Origin of the sequence: Vibrio campbellii CAIM 519 = NBRC 15631 = ATCC 25920, assembly GCF_002163755.1 — a bacterium.
Lineage (GTDB): Bacteria > Pseudomonadota > Gammaproteobacteria > Enterobacterales > Vibrionaceae > Vibrio > Vibrio campbellii.
Map to the genome: position 1 here is coordinate 2,774,267 of NZ_CP015863.1, position 21,910 is coordinate 2,796,176.

Below are 21,910 nucleotides of genomic sequence, written 5' to 3' on the forward strand. Positions count from 1 at the left end.
GATCCTGTAAAAGCAAAAAGGCTATGGTCACCCATAGCCTTTTGTTTATTCTGAATTCGCCTCTACAGCGGTCTTTGTTTAGTCGTCTTCTACGTTGAACAAGTTTTCCATATTCAGACCTTGTTTAATCAAGATCTCGCGTAGTCGACGTAAACCCTCCACCTGGATCTGACGAACACGTTCGCGTGTTAGGCCAATCTCACGTCCCACTTCTTCAAGTGTTGATGGCTCATAGCCAAGCAGACCAAAACGACGCGCTAGCACTTCTTTCTGTTTTGGATTCAGCTCTTCTAGCCAATGGATCAATGAAGATTTGATGTCATCGTCCTGAGTGGAAACTTCAGGATCCGAGTTGTTGGCATCAGGAATAATATCCAGTAGCGCTTTCTCGCCGTCACCACCAATCGGTGTATCGACAGAGCTAATGCGCTCATTAAGGCGAAGCATTTTGCTTACGTCTTCTACTGGGATATCTAACTGTGCAGCAATCTCTTCTGCTGTTGGTTCATGGTCGAGCTTCTGAGAAAGTTCACGCGCAGTACGAAGATAAATGTTCAGCTCTTTAACCACATGAATTGGCAGACGGATTGTACGAGTTTGATTCATCAACGCACGTTCGATCGTTTGGCGAATCCACCACGTCGCGTAAGTTGAGAAACGGAAGCCTCTTTCTGGATCAAACTTCTCTACCGCACGAATCAGACCTAAATTACCTTCTTCAATGAGATCAAGAAGTGCTAGACCACGATTGCTGTATCGACGAGAGATCTTCACTACAAGACGCAAGTTACTTTCGATCATACGTTTGCGAGCAGCTTCATCGCCACGCAGCGCACGTCGAGCATAAAGTACTTCTTCTTCAGCCGTAAGTAGAGGTGAAAAACCAATTTCGCCTAAGTAAAGCTGAGTAGCATCTAGGCTCTTGCTGCTCGCGTCGAATTCTTCGCGTGCTGCTGTTTTGGTTGGATGTTTTTTCAAGCTCGTTGTTAGCAATGCCTTCCGTTGATGCATTGTCATATTCGAACTCTTCAACTTTGGTTACTGTGTTGCTGATACTCATAACGCCTCCCCCTGGCGAGTTAGCAAGACATGACAACTCAATATGTCGCTAAATGATGTCGCAAGTTGTTATTCAAAGTTTTAAGGTAAATAGCGCTTTGGATTCACTGACTTACCTTGGTAGCGAATTTCAAAGTGAAGTTTGACGGATTTAGAACCTGAACTACCCATGGTCGCAATTTTTTGTCCGCTCTTAACACTTTGTCCTTCTGAAACCAGCAATCTGTCATTGTGTGCGTATGCGCTTAAATAATTGTCGCTATGCTTCACTATAATTAGGTTGCCATAACCTCGTAGCGCATTACCTGAGTACACAACTGTGCCGGCTGCGGTTGAAACGATAGGCTGACCACGCTGTCCTGCGATGTCAATGCCTTTATTTCCCTGTTCTCCCGCTGAGAAATTCTTGATTACTCTCCCTTTTGTTGGCCATAACCACTTAGATACTTTGTCGTTTTTCGCCGTAGTTACTGGTGGTTTTGGTTTAACATTTTGGTTACCTTTTGACCCAACATACTCCTTTGGTTTGGATTGTTCAACCTTCTTTGGCGGCTGTTTTTGTGCAACTTGAGTCGTAGTTGGCTTAGGTTGTTGAGTAGAGCTTTTACTTGAATTTGACGACTTTGATGCTGTTGATGTTTTAGTCACTGGAGCAGGTTTCACCGCAACTACCGGAGCTACAACGGGTTCCACTTTATGGCCATATTTAGGTGCGACATATTTCGGGGCCCAAAGTTTTAGCTTCTGCCCCGGAAAAATCGTGTAAGGCGCAGACAATTCATTGTAACGAACAAGATCATTTACATTCTTATCTGTGACGTAGGCAATAAAATAAAGGGTATCACCTTTCTTTACTTCGTAATAACTCCCTCTATAGCTGCCACGTTCAACCGCTGAGTAATCTTTGTTTAAGCTAGAAACAGGTGCAGGTGAGTGAGCCGCGCAACCAACCAGTCCCGCAGCCAACAAACAGCTAATACCAAAACGATGTAATAACTTCTTCACCTAGTCTTTAACCCTTAAGCTAAATCACCTGCAACTAATGGCACAAATCTTACCATTTCTACCACGGTCGACAGGTATTGTTCACCCTGACGTTCAATTTTTAATAGTTGTTGCTCTTCTTCACCAACAGGAATGATCATCTTACCGCCCTCTTTCAGCTGGGATAAAAGTGCTTGGGGAACACTTTCCGCTGCCGCAGTGACGATAATCGCATCAAACGGGCCTTTCGCTTCCCATCCGAGCCAACCATCTCCATGTTTAGTAGAGACGTTATAGATATCCAGTTGTTTCAGACGACGCTTAGCATCCCATTGCAGAGACTTAATGCGTTCAACTGAACAGACATGATCAACAATTTGAGCAAGGACTGCTGTTTGGTAGCCCGAGCCCGTGCCAATCTCTAAAACATTGCTGTCCGATTTCAAATCGAGCAGCTCTGTCATTTTTGCAACGATGTAAGGCTGAGAAATGGTTTGCCCCTGACCAATCGGCAACGCATTGTTGTCGTACGCTTGGTGCATCATTGCTTGTGAGACAAAGCTCTCACGTGGCAGTCGATAAATCGCATCCAACACTCGTTGATCACTGATGCCACTGGAGATAAGAAATGCTATCAACCTGTCAGCATGTGGGTTAGTCATTAATTCTCTTCCTTTAACCAACTGTCCATTGCGCGCAGCGACTCATGAGCAGTGAGATCGACTTGCAGTGGCGTGATTGAAACAAAGCCATGTTCAATCGCGTAAAAGTCCGTACCGATACCGGCATCTTGCTCTTTGCCCGGAGGACCGAGCCAATAGATATCATGTCCACGCGGATCTTTCTGCTTGATCATATTCTCAGCGTGATGACGCGCACCTAAGCGAGTCACTTCAATCTCACCAAGCTCTTCAAACGGAAGATCAGGGACGTTCACATTCAATAGACGGTTGGTTGGAATTGGGCGAATCAGATGCTGCTCAACCAACTGGCGAGCAATTTTAGCAGCCGATTCAAAATGTTGTTTACCGACTAGAGAAAAAGCGATCGCCTGCACGCCCAGGAAATGTCCTTCCATCGCAGCAGCCACCGTACCGGAGTACAACACGTCATCACCTAGGTTTGCGCCGTGATTGATGCCTGATAGCACGAGGTCTGGCAGGTCATCTTTCATCAACTCGTTCAGCGCAAAGTGCACGCAGTCTGTTGGTGTACCTTGCACAGAGAAGGTCTTCGGCGCTATCTCGGTAACACGCAGTGGTTGCTCTAATGTCAATGAGTTAGAAGCACCAGAGCGGTTTCTATCCGGCGCAACGATCGTCACTTCAGCAATGCTTCTTAGCTCATCAGCAAGCGCATGAATTCCCTGAGCATGAACACCGTCATCATTGCTGAGTAGTATTCTTAATGGCTTCGCGTTGTGTGAATCCATTTCCATTAATATTCTCTTTCTACCTTTTCTTCGATGACCAACTCACGCACGATTGAGGTCGCAAATGAACCCGCATCCAGCGAGAATGTCATCGTGATGTTATTACCATCGACCGTCCAAGCTAGGTTTTGTGGCTTGAGTGCGATATCGCGGCGGTCGTGACGCATGCGGTTACCACGAATCAGTGCCATCAAATCTGGTTCTTCATCTAAGAACGGTTGTTCTAAGGTTAGCGCATCCGCTTGAGTTGGTAGCGCGTTATCACCCGCCAGTGCAGCAGTAATCGCCACTTCGCCTTGAGCAAATTGCGCTTGTAGAGCAGCCATGTTGCTTGCGTCAACTAACTGAGTACCAGAAGCTGTCTGTGCCACATCACCATCGATGAACTTGTCAAACACACCATTCTCCAGGCGAGCGGAAACAATGCGGTTGAAGATCCATGAACGAGCTGCTGACAGGTACATGCTACGCTTGTTTTGATTACGGGTACGAACGTTCTCGCGCCCCCATCGACGTGCTTCTTCAAGGTTGTTGCCATCGTTACCAAAACGCTGACTACCAAAGTAGTTCGGCACACCTACTTGTTTCACTTTTTCAAGGCGTTGCTCAACATCCGCTACATCTGTCACTTCAGACAAAGTCACCACGAACTCGTTCCCTACTAGATCTCCAGGACGCAGTTTTTTATTGTGACGATCCGTTGCAAGGATTTCGATGCTTGGGTATTGCGCCAAAAATGCTGAAAAATCTGGCGTTTCACCTTTTGGTAAATGCACACTTAGCCATTGTTCGGTCACAGCATGACGGTCTTTAAGGCCCGCCCAGCTAACGTCTTTCGACTTAACACCACAGGCTTTTGCTAGTTCGTTAGCAACAAAACTGGTGTTCTCACCTGTTTTACGGATACGAACCATTAAGTGCTCGCCTTCACCCGTAAAGGCAAAACCTAAATCTTCGCGAACCTGAAAGTGCTCTGGTTGCGCTTTGATTTTTGCAGATGCAACTGGCTTACCTGTTAGGTAAGCCAATGAAGATAAAATGTCTGACATGATGTATTTCCGCTGATATCACAGCTTAGAGGAGCAAATTGCTAATTATTGCTTAAACAGAAGTACAACTGCTTCCGTTGCAATGCCTTCTTTGCGTCCAGTAAAACCAAGACGCTCTGTCGTCGTTGCTTTTACGTTAATGTTGCTAATGTCGGTTTCGAGGTCTTCGGCAATGGCAGCACACATTGCGTCAATGTGCGGTGCCATCTTCGGCGCTTGTGCCATGATAGTGACATCTGCATTACCAAGACGGTAGCCTTGCTCTTTGACTCGACGGTAAACGTCTTTCAGTAGTTCACGACTATCTGCGCCTTTCCATTTGTCATCCGTATCAGGGAAGTGACGACCAATATCGCCTGCAGCAATCGCGCCAAGCAGGGCATCCGTTAACGCATGCAGCGCAACATCACCATCAGAGTGTGCAATCAAACCTTGTTCGTAAGGGATCGCTACGCCACCAATGATTACCGGACCTTCACCACCGAATTTATGTACGTCGAAACCATGACCAATTCGAATCATTTTTTATCCTTTCTTTATTCGCCGCGCTCACGGCTGAGATAAAACTCGGCTAGCGCAAGATCTTCTGGCTGAGTAATTTTAATATTATTCGCATTCCCTTGAACAAGTGCAGGCTTCTCGCCTAACCACTCCAAAGCCGAAGCTTCATCAGTAATGGTTGCACCTTGTTCCAATGCGTCAGCCAGCGCTTGGGTAAGCTGCTGAGTTTTAAACATTTGTGGAGTCAGTGCATGCCACAATGCTTCTCTATCTACCGTATGATCGATATTTTGTGCCGCGTTTGCTCGCTTCATCGTGTCTCTCACTGGAGACGCGAGAATGCCACCCGTAGGATGAGCGCAACAAACATCAATCAAACGGTCAATGTCGGATGTTAATACACACGGTCTTGCCGCGTCGTGGACTAATACCCACTCGCTTTCTAGATGTGTACTTACATAGTTTAGCCCTGATAACACAGAGTCTGCCCTTTCTTTGCCACCAGCTACACGAATCACATCAGGATGTTGAGCAATGGACAGTTCAGGGTAGTATGGGTCGCCGTCGGTAATAGCCACGACAACCTTAGAAATCTTTGGGTGAGAAAGCAGTTTCTCTACGGTATGTTCCAGTACCGCTTTGCCGTCAATCAACAGGTATTGTTTTGGGCGATCTGCCTTCATGCGGCTGCCAACACCAGCTGCTGGCACAATGGCAATATGGGTTGGAGTGTTAGTATCCAACATATTAATGCTCTTCCTCATCGACAATTCGGTAGAAGGTTTCGCCATCTTTAACCAAACCAAGTTCATGACGCGCACGTTCTTCGATTGCATCAAGACCTTGTCGTAAGTCATCAATCTCAGCGAACATCTCGTTATTACGAGCTTGCAGCTTGCTGTTTACTTGTTGCTGCACTTCAATTTCATCTTCTACTGTGTAGTAGTCAGAGACCCCGTTTTTGCCAAACCAGAGGGTATATTGAAGCCAGCCAAACAGTAACGTAAGGGCTATAACAAAGATTCGCATATCGTTGCTAACATTCTGTACCGGAAGGGATTAGATAAGGTGACATATATAGCATAAATGCGTGATTGGCTCTAGGGCATAAAAAGAGACTCACACGCTCCTTACAGGAAAAAAGCAGCAAAATGAAACAAAGAGACTTCCCTACTCTCTCCTTCGTCGTTCTATGGAATGACAAGTGAACGTGAGCGAAAGACATCAAAAAGCAAAGTCTTTCCTTATATCTCCAAGTGAAGTGCTCTCGAAGCGAAGCGTTCCTGAAGGGCAAAGCCCGTTCCCATATGTCAGATACAAAAACGCCCCGCAAGTGCGAGGCGTTTACAAAAGCTTTAAGTTAAGCTGTTAATTCAGTTAAGAATTAAGCTTGACCTTTAACTTCTTTAAGACCGTTGAAAGGAGCGCGCTCACCTAGAGCTTCCTCGATACGGATAAGTTGGTTGTACTTAGCAACACGGTCAGAACGGCTCATAGAACCAGTTTTGATTTGACCTGCAGCTGTACCTACCGCTAGATCAGCGATAGTTGCATCTTCAGTTTCGCCAGAACGGTGAGAGATTACTGCTGTGTAACCTGCGTCTTTAGCCATCTTGATTGCAGCTAGAGTCTCAGTTAGAGAACCGATTTGGTTGAACTTGATAAGGATAGAGTTAGCTACGCCTTTCTCGATACCTTCAGCAAGGATCTTAGTGTTAGTAACGAATAGATCGTCACCTACTAGTTGAAGCTTGTCACCTAGTAGTTCAGTTTGGTGCTTGAAGCCAGCCCAATCAGACTCGTCTAGACCGTCTTCGATAGAAACGATTGGGAATTGGTTAGCTAGCTCAGCTAGGTAGTGGTTGAACTCTTCAGAAGTGAAAGTTTTACCTTCGCCTTTCATGTTGTAGATGCCAGCTTCTTTGTCGAAGAACTCAGATGCAGCACAGTCCATAGCTAGAGTAACGTCTTTACCTAGTTCGTAACCAGCAGCTGCAACAGCTTCTGCGATAACTTCTAGAGCTTCAGCGTTAGACTTAAGGTTTGGAGCGAAACCACCTTCGTCACCAACTGCAGTGCTGTAGCCTTTAGACTTAAGAACTTTAGCTAGGTTGTGGAATACTTCTGCACCGATACGTAGACCTTCTTTAAGAGTCTTAGCGCCAACTGGTTGGATCATGAACTCTTGGATGTCAACGTTGTTGTCTGCGTGCTCACCACCGTTGATGATGTTCATCATTGGTAGAGGCATAGAGAACTGACCAGCTGTGCCGTTTAGCTCAGCGATGTGCTCGTATAAAGGCATGCCTTTAGCTGCTGCAGCAGCTTTAGCGTTTGCTAGAGAAACAGCTAGGATAGCGTTCGCACCGAACTTAGATTTGTTTTCAGTGCCGTCTAGTTCGATCATTACTGCGTCGATTGCAGCTTGGTCTTTAGCGTCTTTGCCAACTAGAGCTTCAGCGATTGCGCCGTTTACAGCTTCAACAGCTTTAAGAACACCTTTACCTAGGAAACGGGCTTTGTCACCGTCACGTAGCTCAAGCGCTTCGCGAGAACCAGTAGATGCGCCAGATGGAGCTGCTGCCATACCTACGAAACCGCATTCTAGGTGTACTTCAGCTTCTACAGTTGGGTTACCACGTGAGTCGATGATTTCACGACCTAGAACTTTAACGATCTTAGACATTAATGTTTCCTCTCGTTTCAAATATAAATGTCAATTTTAAAGGGCAGCAGCACAACCTTCGCCGCTGCCCGTATCCTTTTACTTCTCGAATTCGCCGCGAGCGTTTTGGCCAGCAGCTTTAACGAAACCTGCGAATAGTGGGTGACCATCGCGAGGCGTCGAGGTGAATTCTGGGTGGAATTGAGCCGCTACAAACCATGGGTGAGCTGGGTTCTCAATCATTTCCACTAGTTTCTTATCCGCTGATAGGCCAGATACTTTCAGACCTGCTTTTTCGATTTGCGGACGAAGATTGTTGTTTACTTCGTAACGGTGACGGTGACGCTCATGAATTGTCGCGTTGCCGTATAGTTCACGAGCTTTCGTACCTTTTTCTAGGTGACATAGCTGTGAACCAAGACGCATCGTACCACCTAGGTCAGACGTTTCAGTACGTTCTTCAACTTTACCTTCGCCGTCTACCCATTCAGTGATCAAACCTACCACAGGGTACTTAGTGTCTTTGTTAAATTCTGTTGAATGTGCACCTTCCATACCCGCTACGTTACGCGCGTATTCGATAAGTGCTACTTGCATGCCTAGACAGATACCTAGGTAAGGTACTTTGTTTTCACGAGCGTATTGTGCTGCGCGAATCTTACCTTCGATACCACGGTCACCGAAGCCGCCAGGTACTAGGATTGCATCTAGACCTTCAAGTACTTCTACGCCTTTCGTCTCAACATCTTGAGAGTCTACGTACTTAATTGTGACGTTTAGACGGTTTTTCAAGCCTGCGTGTTTAAGTGCTTCGTTTACTGACTTGTAAGCATCTGGTAGTTCGATGTATTTACCGACCATACCGATAGTTACTTCACCAGTTGGGTTCGCTTCTTCATAGATAACCTGTTCCCATTCAGACAGGTCAGCTTCTGGTGCGTTGATACCAAAGCGAGCACAAACTAGGTCATCTAGACCTTGAGACTTAACAAGTTGAGGGATCTTGTAGATAGAATCTACGTCCTTCATTGAGATAACTGCTTTTTCTTGTACGTTACAGAAAAGAGCGATTTTCTTACGCTCGTTCGCTGGGATCATACGATCAGAGCGACAAACTAGAATATCTGGTTGGATACCGATAGACAGCAGCTCTTTAACAGAGTGCTGAGTTGGCTTAGTTTTCACTTCACCTGCAGCTGCTAGGTAAGGAACTAGCGTTAGGTGCATGAACATTGCGCGTTCACGGCCTAGTTCTACAGCAAGCTGACGGATAGCTTCCATAAATGGTAGTGATTCGATATCACCTACCGTACCACCGACTTCAACGATAGCAACATCATGGCCTTCAGAACCTGCGATTACGCGGTCTTTGATAGCATTAGTGATGTGAGGGATAACCTGAATGGTTGCACCTAGGTAATCACCGCGACGTTCTTTACGTAGTACGTCTGCATAAACACGACCAGCAGTGAAGTTGTTACGCTTAGTCATCTTGGTGCGGATGAAACGCTCGTAGTGACCAAGGTCAAGGTCAGTCTCTGCGCCATCTTCCGTAACGAACACTTCACCGTGTTGAGTTGGGCTCATTGTGCCTGGATCAACGTTGATGTAAGGGTCAAGCTTCATCATAGTCACTTTAAGACCACGAGCTTCTAGAATAGCGGCAAGAGATGCTGCTGCAATACCTTTACCTAGAGAGGATACAACCCCGCCAGTAACAAAAATGTAATTTGTCGTCATGTTTAACCTGAAATTGGTTGAATGAGGGAAATGGAGTGCTTCTGGACGGGACGTAAATATACCAGAAGCTCCTAACCGCCACAACGTGAAATCTATCACACCGTAATTTTTTATTTTTTGCTTCAAATCAAATTCGAGTATTCATGCAATTTCAGCTTCGCTCTTCCCATTTCACTTCATCCCACATGGAATCGAGTTCATCTAGAGTAAAGTCTGTGAGCTGTTTACCGTGCGCTGCAACTTTAGTTTCCATGCCTTTAAAACGTTTCGAGAACTTTAAGTTGGCTTTTGCCAGTGCTACTTCTGGGTCTTTCCCTAAGTGACGAGACAGGTTCACGGTAGCAAATAAAAGATCGCCTAATTCAAGTTCGACTTTTTCCTCATCCGGCGTAATTTGAAGCACTTCTTCCATTACCTCTTCAATTTCTTCCTGCACTTTGCCTACAACCGGGCCAAGCGAATCCCAATCGAAGCCAAATTTTGCGCACTTTTTCTGGATCTTTGTAGCACGCGAAAGCGCAGGTAGAGAGTTTGGTATTGAGTCTAGAATACTTTCTTCAGCTTTGCCTACTTGTGCTTTCTCTTTCGCTTTTTCCGATTCCCAGTTTGCGTTAATCGCTTCTTCAGAATCGAACTCTACTTCTGAAAAAACATGAGGATGGCGACGCGTCAGCTTCTCGTTAACGGTTTCCACCACATCAGAAAACTCGAACAATCCCTGCTCTTTCGCTATTTGGCTGTAGAAAATCACTTGGAACAATAAGTCACCCAACTCTTCTTGCAAGTTCGGCCAATCACGGTTTTGAATCGCATCCACCACTTCGTAGGTTTCTTCGATAGTGTGCGGAACAATGGTGTCGAAGGTCTGCTTTAAATCCCAAGGGCAACCGCTTTCTGGGTCACGCAGCTTCGACATGATTTGTTCTAACTGTTCAATTGGATGACTCATTTTCTGTTCCTTTAAAACTTTCTATCTAAAGAAAAAGGTGAGCGGCCAAAACCACTCACCTTTGTTATATGTTGATCAATTCTCTAAATAATTGAAGCTGTAGCTAGGCGGCAAGCGAGCGAGACTCCTGAGCATAGCCTGCCTATGTGATGGATCGAGTGAGCGTAGGCAACAACGCTATCAGCTTCAAGTATGACGAGAATTTTAGCCTAAGCGCTTCACCGACATTACATCCTTAATCTGCTCAACACGCTTCGAAACGCGTGAGAACACTTCAAGGTTGGTCACTTCAAGATCAAAGTCCATGATCGACATTTGCGTGCGGTAATCGACTCGGCTCTTCATGCTGGTGACTTTGATTTTCTCGTTCGCAAATAGCGTTGTGATGTCTTTTAGTAGACCACCACGTTCCATCGCTTCAACACGAACCGTCAAGATGTAAGAACCGACAAAGCCGCTACCCCAAACGGTATCAATGATACGTTCTGGTGCGTGATGACGAAGTTCTTCTAGTTGCTCACAGTCAGTACGGTGCACCGAAATACCACGACCTTGAGTGATGTAACCTGAGATCTCATCACCTGGGATCGGCTGACAACAGCGCGCTAGGTGCGTCATTAAGTTATCGACACCTTCTACCACAACCGCATCTTTCTTCGGACGACTTTGTGCTGGAGCACGATTTTCTGCTTCTTGCAGTTTTTCTAGCGCTTGCTGGTCTTCCTCTTCCGCGGTTGGTTTGTTTACCAACGCATTGATGTGGTTGATGATCTGGTTGATGCGCAAGTCACCACTACCAATACCAACATACAATTCATCAGCGCTGTTGACGTTAAAGCGTTTCAGCGCGTAGTTATCAGCATCTTTCAGTGTCGCGCCGATTTTCGCCAGTTCGTGCTCTAGAATTTCACGACCCGCTTCTAAGTTCTTCTCACGACTTTGTTTGCGGAACCATGCGTTGATCTTCGCACGTGCTCGGCTCGACGTCACAAAGCCCAGCGTCGGGTTCAACCAATCACGTGAAGGGTTTGGCTCTTTCTGAGTGATGATTTCAACCTGATCGCCCATTTGCAGTTTATGAGTGAACGGGACGATACGACCCGCCACTTTGGCACCGATACAACGGTGACCCACTTCTGAGTGAATGTGGTAAGCGAAATCGAGCGGGGTTGCGCCCATTGGTAGGTCGACAACATCGCCACGTGGGGTAAAGGCATACACGCGGTCATCAAATACCTGACTACGTAGCTCATCCAGCATCTCACCAGAGTCGGACATCTCTTCTTGCCAATCGAGTAGCTTACGTAGCCACGTGATCTTCTCATCGTAACCGCTGCGACTGCTTGCGCCTTCTTTGTATTTCCAGTGTGCTGCAACACCGAGCTCAGAATCTTCGTGCATTTCTTTAGTACGAATCTGGATCTCGATGGTCTTACCTTCAGGGCCAAGAATCACGGTATGGATAGACTGGTAACCGTTTGGTTTCGGGTTTGCTACGTAATCGTCGAACTCGCTTGGTAAGTGTTTGTATTTGGTGTGAACCACACCCAGAGCGGCATAACAGTCTTGAAGTTTGTCAGCGATGATACGTACCGCTCGTACGTCAAACAATTCATCAAACGCCAGACTCTTCTTCTGCATTTTGCGCCAGATACTGTAGATGTGCTTTGGACGACCACTGACTTCTGCGTTGATGCCGCATACGGTCATTTCTTGGGTAAGGTCGTCGACAAAGTCTTTGATGTATTGTTCACGGACAATACGACGCTCAGCCAATTGCTTCGCGATTTGCTTGTAGGTTTCTGGTTGTTGGTAGCGGAAGGCGTAATCTTCGATTTCCCACTTCAGCTGACCAATACCAAGGCGGTTTGCCAGAGGCGCATAGATGTTTGCACACTCTTTTGCCGCTGCACGACGAACTTCGTCCGGCGCTTTTTTTACTTCAATCAGGTTACAGATACGTTCTGCCAGCTTGATAACCACGCAACGGAAATCATCCACCATTGCCAACAGCATGCGACGAACGTTATCGACTTGAGACGAGGCAGCTCCACCATCCATCGTTACATTCAACTGGCCGATTGCCGCCATTTCGTCGACGCCATCGATCAGCTTAATGATTTCTTTGCTGTATTTTTCCTCAAGGAGTTCTCTATCAAAAGCATCACTTGAGACCAAAGGGAACAGTTGCGCAGCGACGAGTGTCGCTTTATCCATCGACAAGGTGATCAAGATTTCGATCATCTCTCGTCCACGCCACAATAAAAGCTCCGCCTGCTCGTTATCCGCCAACACAGATTGGCAGTCACGATACACTTCGGTTAAGCGTTTCGCTGTGTTCTTCTCTTGACCTAGGCTAGCCACCCAGTTTTCAAGTTCAAACTGTTCATCTTGGTTTAAATGCGCGCTTCTTACCGCAACCATCTCATCATCCTAATTATTATATTTGTGTGGTTTGACTAACACCATCCAGGTTAGTTCTTGTGCCAAGCCTTAAGCGTTGGCTTATTGACCACCCTCCACGAGTAAGTGATCAATAAAGTCCCAATTATCAGGACTTTTCAAACAGTGCCATCGACTCTAGATGGCTGGTATGAGGGAACATGTCCAGCATACCTAATTTGGTTAATTGGTAGCCTTGCTCCAGCAAGCTCTGACTATCCCTTGCAAGGGTAGCAGGATTACAAGAAACATAAACTATACGGCGTGCGCCAAGCACAGAAACTTGATCAATGATCCCACTCGCACCCGCACGTGCTGGATCAAGCAGCACTTTGTCGAATTGTTCAGCCGCCCAAACTTGCCCTTCAAAATCTTGCTCAAGGTTAGCGTGATAAAATCGAGCGTTATTGATTTGGTTCAAAGATGCATTGTTTGCTGCCTTTTCCACCATTTCTGCCACACCTTCTACGCCAACTACGTGTTTTGCACGTTTCGCGATAGGCAAACTGAAGTTACCCAAGCCACAGAACAAATCTAACACTCGCTCGTCACTTTTTGGGTCTAACCAATCCACAGCCTGAGCAACCATTTTCTGGTTTACCGCTTGGTTCACTTGAATAAAGTTATTCGGCGTAAATGGTACAGTAACACCGGGTTCTTGATAGAAAGGCACTTCGCCCTCAACCAAATCAAGCTGATCCGTTTCAGGCATCAAACAGAGCGATGCCTGGTGACGCTTCGCCAATTTCACTAAGGTATTGGTTTCTTTTTCAGTCAGCTTGTTTAGGTGACGCAATGTAATGCATGGACCATTATCACCTAGCACCAACTCTACGTGACCAAGTTGCTCTGGCTTCTTAAACGCTTTTAACGTCGAGTAGATCTCTGGCAATAGCACATTTAACTCAGGTGCAAGCACTGGGCAATCCGTCACCTGTGCGATTTGCTTACTCTGCTTTTTACGGAAACCAAAGTGCAACTGACGAGTCTTTTTATCTACGAACAAGCTCACACGAGCACGACGACGGTAGCCAAGAGACTCACCCAACACAGGTGCATCCAACTCGATATCACTGCCGGCAAATTTTCTCATCAACTGGCGAAGCGTTTGCTGCTTGTGCGTCAATTGTTGGTCATAGTTCAAATGCTGCAGATCACAGCCACCACACTCATGGTAATGGGGACAAAATGGCTCCACGCGAGCTTCACTCGGTTTAAGGATTTTAATCAACTTACCGCGAGCGAACTTGCTCTTTTCTTCCACCAATTGGGTTACCACTTCCTCACCCGGTAGCGCACCATCAATAAATAATGGTTTCTTCTTAAGGTAAGCAATGCCTGCGCCGTGGTGATCCAAACGCTCTACTTGCACCGCTTGGTGACGGGTATTCAATTGCGTTTTCTTTTTAGGTTGAAAGATACGTGCCATGCTCTGTGCCTGATTTGTGTCTAATTGCTCTACTGCTTCACTATTCTTGCTTGCAGCCGTTGTGTGATTCGAGTGACTTGATTATGCTTACCGTTTATCCGGTGACGTCACTTTTTTGCTCAAGGCTTTATCGTGCGCTTGAGAAATAATGCGTTATTTTCCCATATCCAGACTCCGATGTAATTAGATAACATGACCAGATATGGCTTAAGAGCACGTGTAATTACACTAACTCTCGCTCCCACTCTTATTATTGGTTTATTACTGAGCGGCTTTTTCTCATTCAACCGCTACCAAGACCTAGAGAAACAAGTTATCACCACAGGTAATAGCATTATCGAACCGCTTGCGATTGCCAGTGAAACTCACCTGCTTTCCGAAAGCCGCGAGGCCGTTCGTCGCCTTATCAGTTATGCCCACCGCAAAAACTCGAAACTGGTTCGTAGTATCGCGGTGTTCGATGAAAATCATGAGCTTTTCGTCACTTCTAACTTCCATCCCAATTTTGAAGCTCTGATGTTCCCGAAGGATAAGCCGATCCCTCAGTTAGGGGACTCGGAAATCTTCGATAACTCGCTTATTCTGCGCGTGCCGATTCTATCTGAAGGTCACTATCTTTCGGAGCTCTCAAATGAGAATCAGGGCACAAAAGCCATCGGCTACATCGCCGTAGAAATGGATCTTTCGTCACTTCGCTTGCAGCAATATCAAGAAGTCTTCTCTGCCTTCTTGGTGTTGATCCTTGGTCTTGGTCTCGCGAGTGTGTTCGCCTCTCGCCTCATGCATGATGTAACCCAGCCGATCACCCACATGAAGAACGTTGTGGACCGCATTCGTCGTGGTCACCTTGATGTGCGTATCGAAGGCAAAATGCACGGTGAGTTGGACCAACTGAAAAATGGTATCAACGCCATGGCGGTCTCGCTTTCGGAATACCACGTTGAGATGCAGCACAGTATAGACCAAGCGACATCAGACTTGCGTGAGACTCTGGAACAGCTAGAGATTCAGAACGTGGAGTTGGACATCGCGAAGAAGCGTGCCCAAGAAGCAGCCCGAGTGAAGTCTGAATTCTTGGCGAACATGTCTCACGAGCTTCGTACCCCATTGAATGGCGTAATTGGCTTTACCCGCCAGATGCTGAAAACACAGCTATCGAACAGTCAAACGGATTACTTGCAGACGATTGAGAAGTCGGCGAACAACCTACTGAACATCATCAATGACATCCTCGACTTCTCGAAACTGGAAGCCGGTAAGCTAGCACTGGAAAACATTCCGTTTGAATTCCGTGAAAGCTTAGAAGAAGTAATCAACCTACAAGCCACCAGCGCGCACGAGAAAGGTTTGGAGATCACCTTGAAAGTGGATCCGAAGATCCCGCAAGGTTTGGTAGGTGACCCACTTCGTATCCAACAAATTCTCACCAACTTGGTCGGCAACTCCATCAAGTTTACTGAGCGGGGTAATATCGACATCAGCGTTGAGATGCGCTCACAATCTGGTGATTCGGTCGAACTGCAATTCATGGTGCGCGATACGGGTATTGGTATCTCAGAACGTCAGCAAGCGCAGTTATTCCAAGCGTTTAGCCAAGCGGATGCAAGTATTTCACGTCGCTATGGTGGTACCGGTCTGGGTCTGGTTATCACTCAGAAACTGGTAAGCCAGATGGGCGGCGAAATCAGTCTAACCAGTCGCCTACACCAAGGTTCTACCTTCTGGTTTACGGTTCGCTTGCACTCAACTGAAATGCCAATGAGCGATCTGATTGAAGTCGAACTACTAACTGGTAAGCAATTGCTGTTGGTTGAACCTAACATGCAAGCGGCGTCAGTGACTCAACAGATCCTGAGCCAAGAAGGCATTTTGGTGACCTACCGCTCTTCTCTGCCAGAAAACGACGAGAACTACGATTACGTCTTGTTGAACTTGGCTGCCAACCAAACCTACGATGATCAATCGGTAGCGGCTTGGATTGAGCAAGCCAAACGCATGGCTCCGAGTGTGATCATGGGTACGCCGAGTACCGAACTGGCACTGGCAGATCAAGTGATGAACGACCATCAGATCCAATGTCTGACCAAGCCATTATCACGCCGTAAGCTTCTACAAAGCCTAATCACGGATCACGTCGAAACGCCTCAAGCGGTGATTGCACCAATTGAGCCAGTGGTGAATGAACGTTTACCACTGACGGTACTAGCGGTCGACGATAACCCTGCCAACTTGAAACTGATCTCTGCGCTACTAAGAGAACGTGTAGAAACGGTAACGGCATGCAGCAATGGTCAGCAAGCGGTGAATCTCGCAACTGAGAAGAAATACGATCTCATCTTCATGGACATTCAAATGCCATTGATGGACGGTGTGACCGCTTGTCAGCACATTAAAGAGCTTGAGCTGAACAAAGACACCCCAGTGATTGCAGTCACCGCGCATGCCATGGCGGGCGAGCGTGACCGACTACTGGCTGCGGGTATGGATGATTACCTAACCAAACCAATCGAAGAGCATGTACTGCAACAGGTTTTGGTTCATTGGAACCCAAATACCTGTACTGAGAGTGTCGACAAAATCGCGCCTTCTTATGTCGAACCTGTTGTGGAGACTGCACCACCAGCACCAGAAAAACCACAGCAAGATGTCATCATCGACTGGCAAGCAGCGTTAAAGCAGAGTGCCAACAAAGAAGACTTAGCTAAAGACATGCTACGCATGCTGATTGATTTTATTCCTGAGGTGGAAGAAGTGGTCGATCAAGCATTAGAAAAAGAAGACTTCTCGCATGATGATCTTATCCATGTGGTACATAAACTTCACGGCAGCAGCTCTTACTGTGGCGTGCCGAGATTAAAGTCTCTGTGTGCAACCTTAGAACAAGCACTGCGCTCGGGTGCTGACATCGAAGACATCGAACCAGAAATGTTTGAACTTCAAGATGAGATGATCAAGGTCACCACGACAGCGAAACTCTACCTTGAACAGTAGAGAATAACTGGGTAAATCAGAGCCATAAAAAAGCCAGAGCATCGACTCTGGCTTTTTCGTATTCGGTTATTAATCCGTAATCAGACAAATTAGGATTCAAAAATCACCGTCGCGACCGCGTAATGGCGTTCATCCGAAATCGACAGATGAACATGGTTGACGCCCATCGACTCGGCGATTTGTTTCGCCACACCGGATATGGTCAATACCGGTTTACCGAACTCATCATTCGAAACCGTAAAATCATGGAAGGTCACGCCTTTTGCGATGCCAGTTCCTAACGCTTTTGAGGCCGCCTCTTTTACTGCGAAACGCTTTGCAAGGTAGCGCCCTTTTTGCTTCAGTTCAGCAAACTTTATCATTTCATCTTGCGACAAAATACGCTTTGCGAAGGGCTCCCCCGTTCGACCGAGCGCTTTTTCAATGCGCTCAATCTCTGCGATGTCAGTGCCTAATCCTAAAATTGCCATGCTTAAATCTGATTACTTACGAGCCGCAACCATGATGGCTTTCATTTCTGCCACAGATTTTTCTAGACCATCGAAAACCGCACGACCAATGATCGAGTGACCGATGTTCAGCTCGTAGATTTCTGGCAGTGCCGCGATTGGTGCAACGTTGTGGTAAGTCAGACCGTGACCTGCGTTTACGATGATGCCTAGGTCATCAGCGTAGCTCGCGCCAGCTGCGATCTTCTTCAGCTCATCTTGCTGATCTTCTTCTGTTGTCGCGTCTGCGTAGTGACCAGTGTGAAGCTCAATGTAAGGTGCGCCACAAGCTTTTGCCGCATCGATCTGTTGACGGTCAGCATCAATAAATAGAGATACTTTGATGCCCGCTTCGGTCAGTTTTTGCGTTGCCGCTTTCACTTTCTCAAGTTGACCGACAACATCCAGACCACCTTCTGTGGTCAACTCTTCACGTTTTTCAGGAACCAGACAAACGAACTCAGGCTTAGTTTGTAGCGCAATCTCAACCATCTCGTCCGTTACTGCCATTTCAAGGTTCATACGAGTTTGAATGGTTTCACGTAAGATGCGAACGTCACGATCTAGAATGTGGCGACGGTCTTCACGTAGGTGGATGGTAATACCGTCAGCACCGGCACGCTCTGCGATCTCAGCAGCATGAACTGGATCTGGGTATTTAGTACCACGTGCATTACGTAGAGTGGCAATATGGTCGATATTAACGCCTAAGTAGATTGAGCTCATTTTCCGTTACTCCGTGCTCGATATGTCTGAATGAATAATTCGCGACTTTTTAAAGGTTTGCCGCCAAGATACGGCTTTAATGCCATACGTGTAAAGCGTTTCGCCGCTTTTAATTGCTCTTTAGTGACGAATCGCCGTTCACTAATCGCAATCAATTCATTACCTAAAAATGTCAGGTTGTCGCGCCTTACTGAAGCGATGAATCCCTTTTGCTCACGATAACGGTAAGTCATCTCAGGATCGACAGGCTCCCCCGTCCCGGCACAATGCAAGAAATCGACGCCATAGCCCATTGAAGACAACAGGGCCAATTCAAAACGACGCAAGCCCGGTTCAGGGTTATCACTCTGAGCCAATTCCGTTAGTGCATGCAGATAATCATGAAACAGCGCAGGCATCGGCACTTCCGCCATTAACACGCGCCCGACTAATTCATTTACGTACATTGCGGAGTAAAGGTTTATCCCGAACAACGGCAAACCCAAACTGATTGGCTCAGCCTGACGTAAGGTTTTCATCGAACCTTTGCCGGACCATTTCAGCAATAGTGGTGTGAAGGGCTGTAATGCCCCTTTCAGATTGGAGCGTTTGCTGCGCGCGCCTTTCGCCATCAACGTGATACGACCATACTCCTCGCTGAATACATCAAGGATCAAGCTCGATTCACTGTAAGGGCGTCGGTGCAATACAAAGCAGCGCTGGAAGCCTTCTGAAGACTGGTTGCTCATTTCAATCAGTGTGCCTAAGTCGGTAATAAAAAATAAGGAGCCAAGCGGCTCCTTATTTTAATCGATATTATATTTTAGTCGATGTTGGAACGAAGTGTCTTCGTTACCAAACTTACAGGTCGTCGATGTAACCTAGTGAGCGCAGAGCACGTTCGTCATCTGCCCAACCAGATTTCACTTTTACCCAAGTCTCTAGGTAAACCTTACGACCGAATAGCTCTTCCATATCTAGACGCGCTTCACGACCAATTGTCTTGATCTTCTCGCCGCCTTTACCAATAACCATTTTCTTCTGACCATTACGTTCAACAAGAATTAGGGCGTTGATATGGAAACCGTCGGTTTCTGGGTTGTAGTCGAAGCGCTCAATCTCAACTGTTACTGAGTATGGCAGCTCATCACCCGTGAAGCGCATTAACTTCTCACGTACGATTTCTGATGCCATGAAACGCTGAGAGCGGTCCGTCACGTATTCTTCTGGGAAGTGGTGCGTTGCTTTCGGTAGGTGATCGCGTACGTGCTTGCGCAGTACTTCAATGTTCTTACCGTGTTTTGCAGAGATTGGCACAACGTCAACGAAGTCCATCTTCTTCGACATGTCCATCATGTGCAGCATCACTTCATTACGATCTTGCACGTTGTCTACTTTGTTCACACAAAGCACAACTGGGAAGTTCGACTTCTGAAGCTTAGTCAGCACCATCTCGTCGTCGTTCGTCCAGTGCGTACCATCCACCAAGAAGAACACTAGGTTCACATCACTTAGAGATGAGTTTGCCGCACGGTTCATCAAGCGGTTAATCGCGCGCTTCTCTTCAATGTGAAGCCCTGGTGTATCTACGTAGATCGCTTGGTAATCGCCGTCTGTGTCCACACCCATAATGCGGTGACGCGTCGTCTGCGGCTTACGAGACGTGATCGAAATCTTCTGACCCAAGATTTTGTTCAGAAGTGTCGACTTACCTACGTTTGGACGACCAACAATCGCAATGAAGCCACAGTGTTGGTTTTCTGGTGAACTTACTTCACCGTGTGATGCGAAAAACGCATCGATATCGAATTCGTTATCAGCCATTCGTTAATTGCTCAAGTGCCGTTTCTGCAGCCGCTTGTTCTGCCTTGCGGCGGCTGGTGCCTTTACCGATTACAGGCTTATCCACACCTGCTACGTCACACTCAACCGTGAACTCTTGGTTGTGCGCTTCACCTTTAATATTAGTCACTGTGTAGACAGGCAGCGGTTTTCTTCTGCCTTGCAGGAACTCTTGTAGGCGAGTTTTGGGATCTTTTTGTGATACGCCAGGCTTGATCGCCTCAAGACGCGAGTTGTACCAGCTCAGTACAATACCGCGCACGGCTTCAATATCACTATCAAGGTAAATCGCACCAATAATGGCTTCTACCGCATCGGCTAGAATAGAGTCTCGGCGGAATCCGCCACTCTTCAATTCACCTGGACCTAATTTTAAATAATCTCCTAGATCGAATTCACGACCCAGTTCCGCCAATGTGTGCCCACGTACCAAGGTCGCGCGCATACGGCTCATGTCACCTTCGTTCACTTTCGGGAAACGATGGTACAGATCATCAGCGATGACAAAACTTAAAATTGAATCGCCCAGAAACTCAAGACGTTCATTGTGCTTACTGTTGGCGCTGCGGTGAGTCAGCGCCAAGTTGATAAGCCCAGCATCCTTAAATTGGTAGCCGAGCTTTCTCTCTAGTTTCTCAATTGGAGAATTCATACTCTCTCGATATTTGAATGGTTAGTGAATACCACCGATGCGGTTGAAACGCACACCAGTTGGAATCCATGAAGGTAGAACGCTGTCTGCGCCACGATCAAACTCGAAGCTGATCCAGATCGCAACAGCTTTACCGACTAAGTTTGCTTCTGGAACAAAGCCCCAGTAACGGCTGTCTGCACTGTTGTCACGGTTATCACCCATAACAAAGTACTGACCTTGTGGTACAACCCACTCGTTAACACCTGGACGTGGCTGGTAGTTCTGCACACGATCACGAGCGAGTGGATTCACCAGAATTTGGTGTTCAACCTCACCCAATTTTTCATTCATCTGAATCAGAGGAATGCCATTTTGGATGAATGGGCTCTCTTCAACATTGCTCGACTTAACTGGCTTACAAGTTGATTCACCTTTCGACTGAATACATACCTGCTTATCCGCAGAGTAACGAACAGTATCGCCTGGCAAACCAACCACACGCTTAATGTAGTCAATGTTTGGCTGAGGTGGATATTTGAATACTACGATGTCGCCACGTTCTGGCTTGCCAGTTTCCACTAGCTGAGTGCGCCATACTGGATCTTTCAATCCGTACGCGTATTTCTCCACCAAAATGAAGTCACCTACTAGTAGGGTTGGCATCATTGAGCCTGAAGGTATTTGGAACGGTTCATAGATAAAAGAACGTAATACCAATACGAATGCAATCACTGGGAAGATAGACACACTGTTCTCTACCCACCACGGTTGGCTTTCTACTTTTTGTAGCGTCACCGCATCCAGACCATTTGTTGTTTGCGCTTGGATCTCCGCTACTTTCGCTTGACGTTTTTTCGCAAACACGAGCTTTTCTAGTAGCCAAACTACGCCAGTTACCAAAGTCACGATAACTAGAATCAGTGAGAATGTATTCGCCATTAAATTCCCTTATCTAAAAATACGAAAGTGAAAGAGCCGAAACCCTTTCACTTATTTTACT

General features: G+C 46.7%; 19 protein-coding genes and 1 pseudogene. 1 reads left to right on the forward strand and 19 read right to left on the reverse strand.

Features of this window, described 5'->3' with window-relative positions; genetic code table 11:
• Positions 1-78: 78 nt before the first annotated feature.
• The 13 genes and pseudogenes from rpoS to rlmD all read right to left on the reverse strand — a co-directional run bounded on the left by rpoS (position 79) and on the right by rlmD (position 14,250).
• Positions 79-1,060 (reverse strand): annotated as a pseudogene (rpoS, locus tag A8140_RS13260) (RNA polymerase sigma factor RpoS).
• Between the two features lie 80 nt (positions 1,061-1,140).
• Positions 1,141-2,064, reverse strand: a complete 924-nt coding sequence (locus A8140_RS13265) for a peptidoglycan DD-metalloendopeptidase family protein (protein WP_005531677.1) — start codon at positions 2,062-2,064, stop codon at positions 1,141-1,143.
• Between the two features lie 14 nt (positions 2,065-2,078).
• Complete coding sequence (locus tag A8140_RS13270) at positions 2,079-2,705, reverse strand: protein-L-isoaspartate(D-aspartate) O-methyltransferase (protein ID WP_005531675.1); 627 nt, start codon at positions 2,703-2,705, stop codon at positions 2,079-2,081.
• Positions 2,705-3,481 (reverse strand): 5'/3'-nucleotidase SurE, encoded by a 777-nt coding sequence (surE, locus tag A8140_RS13275; protein WP_005531673.1) that lies wholly within the window; start codon positions 3,479-3,481, stop codon positions 2,705-2,707. Before surE ends, A8140_RS13270 begins: the two co-directional genes overlap by 1 nt.
• Positions 3,481-4,524: a tRNA pseudouridine(13) synthase TruD gene (gene truD / locus A8140_RS13280; RefSeq protein WP_005531671.1), complete on the reverse strand. Its 1,044-nt coding sequence runs from the start codon at positions 4,522-4,524 to the stop codon at positions 3,481-3,483. Before truD ends, surE begins: the two co-directional genes overlap by 1 nt.
• A 45-nt stretch (positions 4,525-4,569) precedes the next feature.
• Entirely contained in the window at positions 4,570-5,046 is a 477-nt protein-coding gene (gene ispF / locus A8140_RS13285) for a 2-C-methyl-D-erythritol 2,4-cyclodiphosphate synthase (protein ID WP_005425365.1), read from the reverse strand.
• Positions 5,047-5,060: 14 nt separating this feature from the next.
• Complete coding sequence (ispD, locus tag A8140_RS13290; protein WP_005531669.1) at positions 5,061-5,771, reverse strand: 2-C-methyl-D-erythritol 4-phosphate cytidylyltransferase; 711 nt, start codon at positions 5,769-5,771, stop codon at positions 5,061-5,063.
• A gap of 1 nt (position 5,772) precedes the next feature.
• Entirely contained in the window at positions 5,773-6,054 is a 282-nt protein-coding gene (gene ftsB, locus A8140_RS13295; RefSeq protein WP_005452106.1) for a cell division protein FtsB, read from the reverse strand.
• Between the two features lie 355 nt (positions 6,055-6,409).
• A complete protein-coding gene (gene eno, locus A8140_RS13300; protein ID WP_005531667.1) occupies positions 6,410-7,711 on the reverse strand; it encodes a phosphopyruvate hydratase in 1,302 nt (433 codons plus the stop codon).
• A 78-nt stretch (positions 7,712-7,789) separates the two neighbouring features.
• Positions 7,790-9,430, reverse strand: coding sequence for a CTP synthase (locus tag A8140_RS13305; protein WP_005531665.1), 1,641 nt, complete (start codon positions 9,428-9,430; stop codon positions 7,790-7,792).
• Positions 9,431-9,581: 151 nt separating this feature from the next.
• Positions 9,582-10,379: a nucleoside triphosphate pyrophosphohydrolase gene (mazG, locus tag A8140_RS13310; RefSeq protein ID WP_005531663.1), complete on the reverse strand. Its 798-nt coding sequence runs from the start codon at positions 10,377-10,379 to the stop codon at positions 9,582-9,584.
• A 204-nt stretch (positions 10,380-10,583) separates the two neighbouring features.
• Positions 10,584-12,803, reverse strand: a complete 2,220-nt coding sequence (gene relA / locus A8140_RS13315) for a GTP diphosphokinase (protein ID WP_005531661.1) — start codon at positions 12,801-12,803, stop codon at positions 10,584-10,586.
• A gap of 127 nt (positions 12,804-12,930) precedes the next feature.
• Entirely contained in the window at positions 12,931-14,250 is a 1,320-nt protein-coding gene (gene rlmD, locus A8140_RS13320) for a 23S rRNA (uracil(1939)-C(5))-methyltransferase RlmD (RefSeq protein ID WP_005531659.1), read from the reverse strand.
• 192 nt (positions 14,251-14,442) lie between these two features.
• Here rlmD and barA point away from each other — a divergent pair, with 192 nt between their 5' ends.
• Complete coding sequence (gene barA, locus A8140_RS13330) at positions 14,443-17,241, forward strand: two-component sensor histidine kinase BarA (RefSeq protein ID WP_005531656.1); 2,799 nt, start codon at positions 14,443-14,445, stop codon at positions 17,239-17,241.
• An 89-nt stretch (positions 17,242-17,330) separates the two neighbouring features.
• On the opposite strand, the gene acpS is transcribed toward barA, so the two are convergent.
• The 6 genes from acpS to lepB form a co-directional block, all read right to left on the reverse strand.
• Positions 17,331-17,711 carry a holo-ACP synthase gene (gene acpS, locus A8140_RS13335; protein WP_005531654.1) on the reverse strand — a complete coding sequence of 127 codons (381 nt, stop codon included), beginning with the start codon at positions 17,709-17,711 and terminating at the stop codon, positions 17,331-17,333.
• A gap of 12 nt (positions 17,712-17,723) precedes the next feature.
• Positions 17,724-18,455 (reverse strand): pyridoxine 5'-phosphate synthase, encoded by a 732-nt coding sequence (gene pdxJ, locus A8140_RS13340; RefSeq protein WP_005426507.1) that lies wholly within the window; start codon positions 18,453-18,455, stop codon positions 17,724-17,726.
• Entirely contained in the window at positions 18,452-19,183 is a 732-nt protein-coding gene (gene recO / locus A8140_RS13345) for a DNA repair protein RecO (protein ID WP_005426504.1), read from the reverse strand. The genes pdxJ and recO overlap by 4 nt, the downstream gene beginning before the upstream one ends.
• 112 nt (positions 19,184-19,295) lie before the next feature.
• The gene (era, locus tag A8140_RS13350) at positions 19,296-20,258 is read right to left on the reverse strand and encodes a GTPase Era (RefSeq protein ID WP_005531651.1); all 963 of its coding nucleotides are present in this window, start codon (positions 20,256-20,258) and stop codon (positions 19,296-19,298) included.
• Entirely contained in the window at positions 20,251-20,928 is a 678-nt protein-coding gene (rnc, locus tag A8140_RS13355; RefSeq protein ID WP_005531649.1) for a ribonuclease III, read from the reverse strand. Before rnc ends, era begins: the two co-directional genes overlap by 8 nt.
• 21 nt (positions 20,929-20,949) lie before the next feature.
• Positions 20,950-21,849 carry a signal peptidase I gene (gene lepB / locus A8140_RS13360; protein WP_005531647.1) on the reverse strand — a complete coding sequence of 300 codons (900 nt, stop codon included), beginning with the start codon at positions 21,847-21,849 and terminating at the stop codon, positions 20,950-20,952.
• Between the last annotated feature and the right edge of the window lie 61 nt (positions 21,850-21,910).

Coding starts and splice junctions, on each gene's coding strand:
- A8140_RS13270 (WP_005531675.1), bottom strand. CDS start 2,705: ATGACTAACCCACATGCTGACAGGTTGATAGCATTTCTTATCTCCAGT.
- surE (WP_005531673.1), bottom strand. CDS start 3,481: ATGGAAATGGATTCACACAACGCGAAGCCATTAAGAATACTACTCAGC.
- truD (WP_005531671.1), bottom strand. CDS start 4,524: ATGTCAGACATTTTATCTTCATTGGCTTACCTAACAGGTAAGCCAGTT.
- ispF (WP_005425365.1), bottom strand. CDS start 5,046: ATGATTCGAATTGGTCATGGTTTCGACGTACATAAATTCGGTGGTGAA.
- ispD (WP_005531669.1), bottom strand. CDS start 5,771: ATGTTGGATACTAACACTCCAACCCATATTGCCATTGTGCCAGCAGCT.
- ftsB (WP_005452106.1), bottom strand. CDS start 6,054: ATGCGAATCTTTGTTATAGCCCTTACGTTACTGTTTGGCTGGCTTCAA.
- eno (WP_005531667.1), bottom strand. CDS start 7,711: ATGTCTAAGATCGTTAAAGTTCTAGGTCGTGAAATCATCGACTCACGT.
- A8140_RS13305 (WP_005531665.1), bottom strand. CDS start 9,430: ATGACGACAAATTACATTTTTGTTACTGGCGGGGTTGTATCCTCTCTA.
- mazG (WP_005531663.1), bottom strand. CDS start 10,379: ATGAGTCATCCAATTGAACAGTTAGAACAAATCATGTCGAAGCTGCGT.
- relA (WP_005531661.1), bottom strand. CDS start 12,803: ATGGTTGCGGTAAGAAGCGCGCATTTAAACCAAGATGAACAGTTTGAA.
- rlmD (WP_005531659.1), bottom strand. CDS start 14,250: ATGGCACGTATCTTTCAACCTAAAAAGAAAACGCAATTGAATACCCGT.
- barA (WP_005531656.1), top strand. CDS start 14,443: ATGACCAGATATGGCTTAAGAGCACGTGTAATTACACTAACTCTCGCT.
- acpS (WP_005531654.1), bottom strand. CDS start 17,711: ATGGCAATTTTAGGATTAGGCACTGACATCGCAGAGATTGAGCGCATT.
- pdxJ (WP_005426507.1), bottom strand. CDS start 18,455: ATGAGCTCAATCTACTTAGGCGTTAATATCGACCATATTGCCACTCTA.
- recO (WP_005426504.1), bottom strand. CDS start 19,183: ATGAGCAACCAGTCTTCAGAAGGCTTCCAGCGCTGCTTTGTATTGCAC.
- era (WP_005531651.1), bottom strand. CDS start 20,258: ATGGCTGATAACGAATTCGATATCGATGCGTTTTTCGCATCACACGGT.
- rnc (WP_005531649.1), bottom strand. CDS start 20,928: ATGAATTCTCCAATTGAGAAACTAGAGAGAAAGCTCGGCTACCAATTT.
- lepB (WP_005531647.1), bottom strand. CDS start 21,849: ATGGCGAATACATTCTCACTGATTCTAGTTATCGTGACTTTGGTAACT.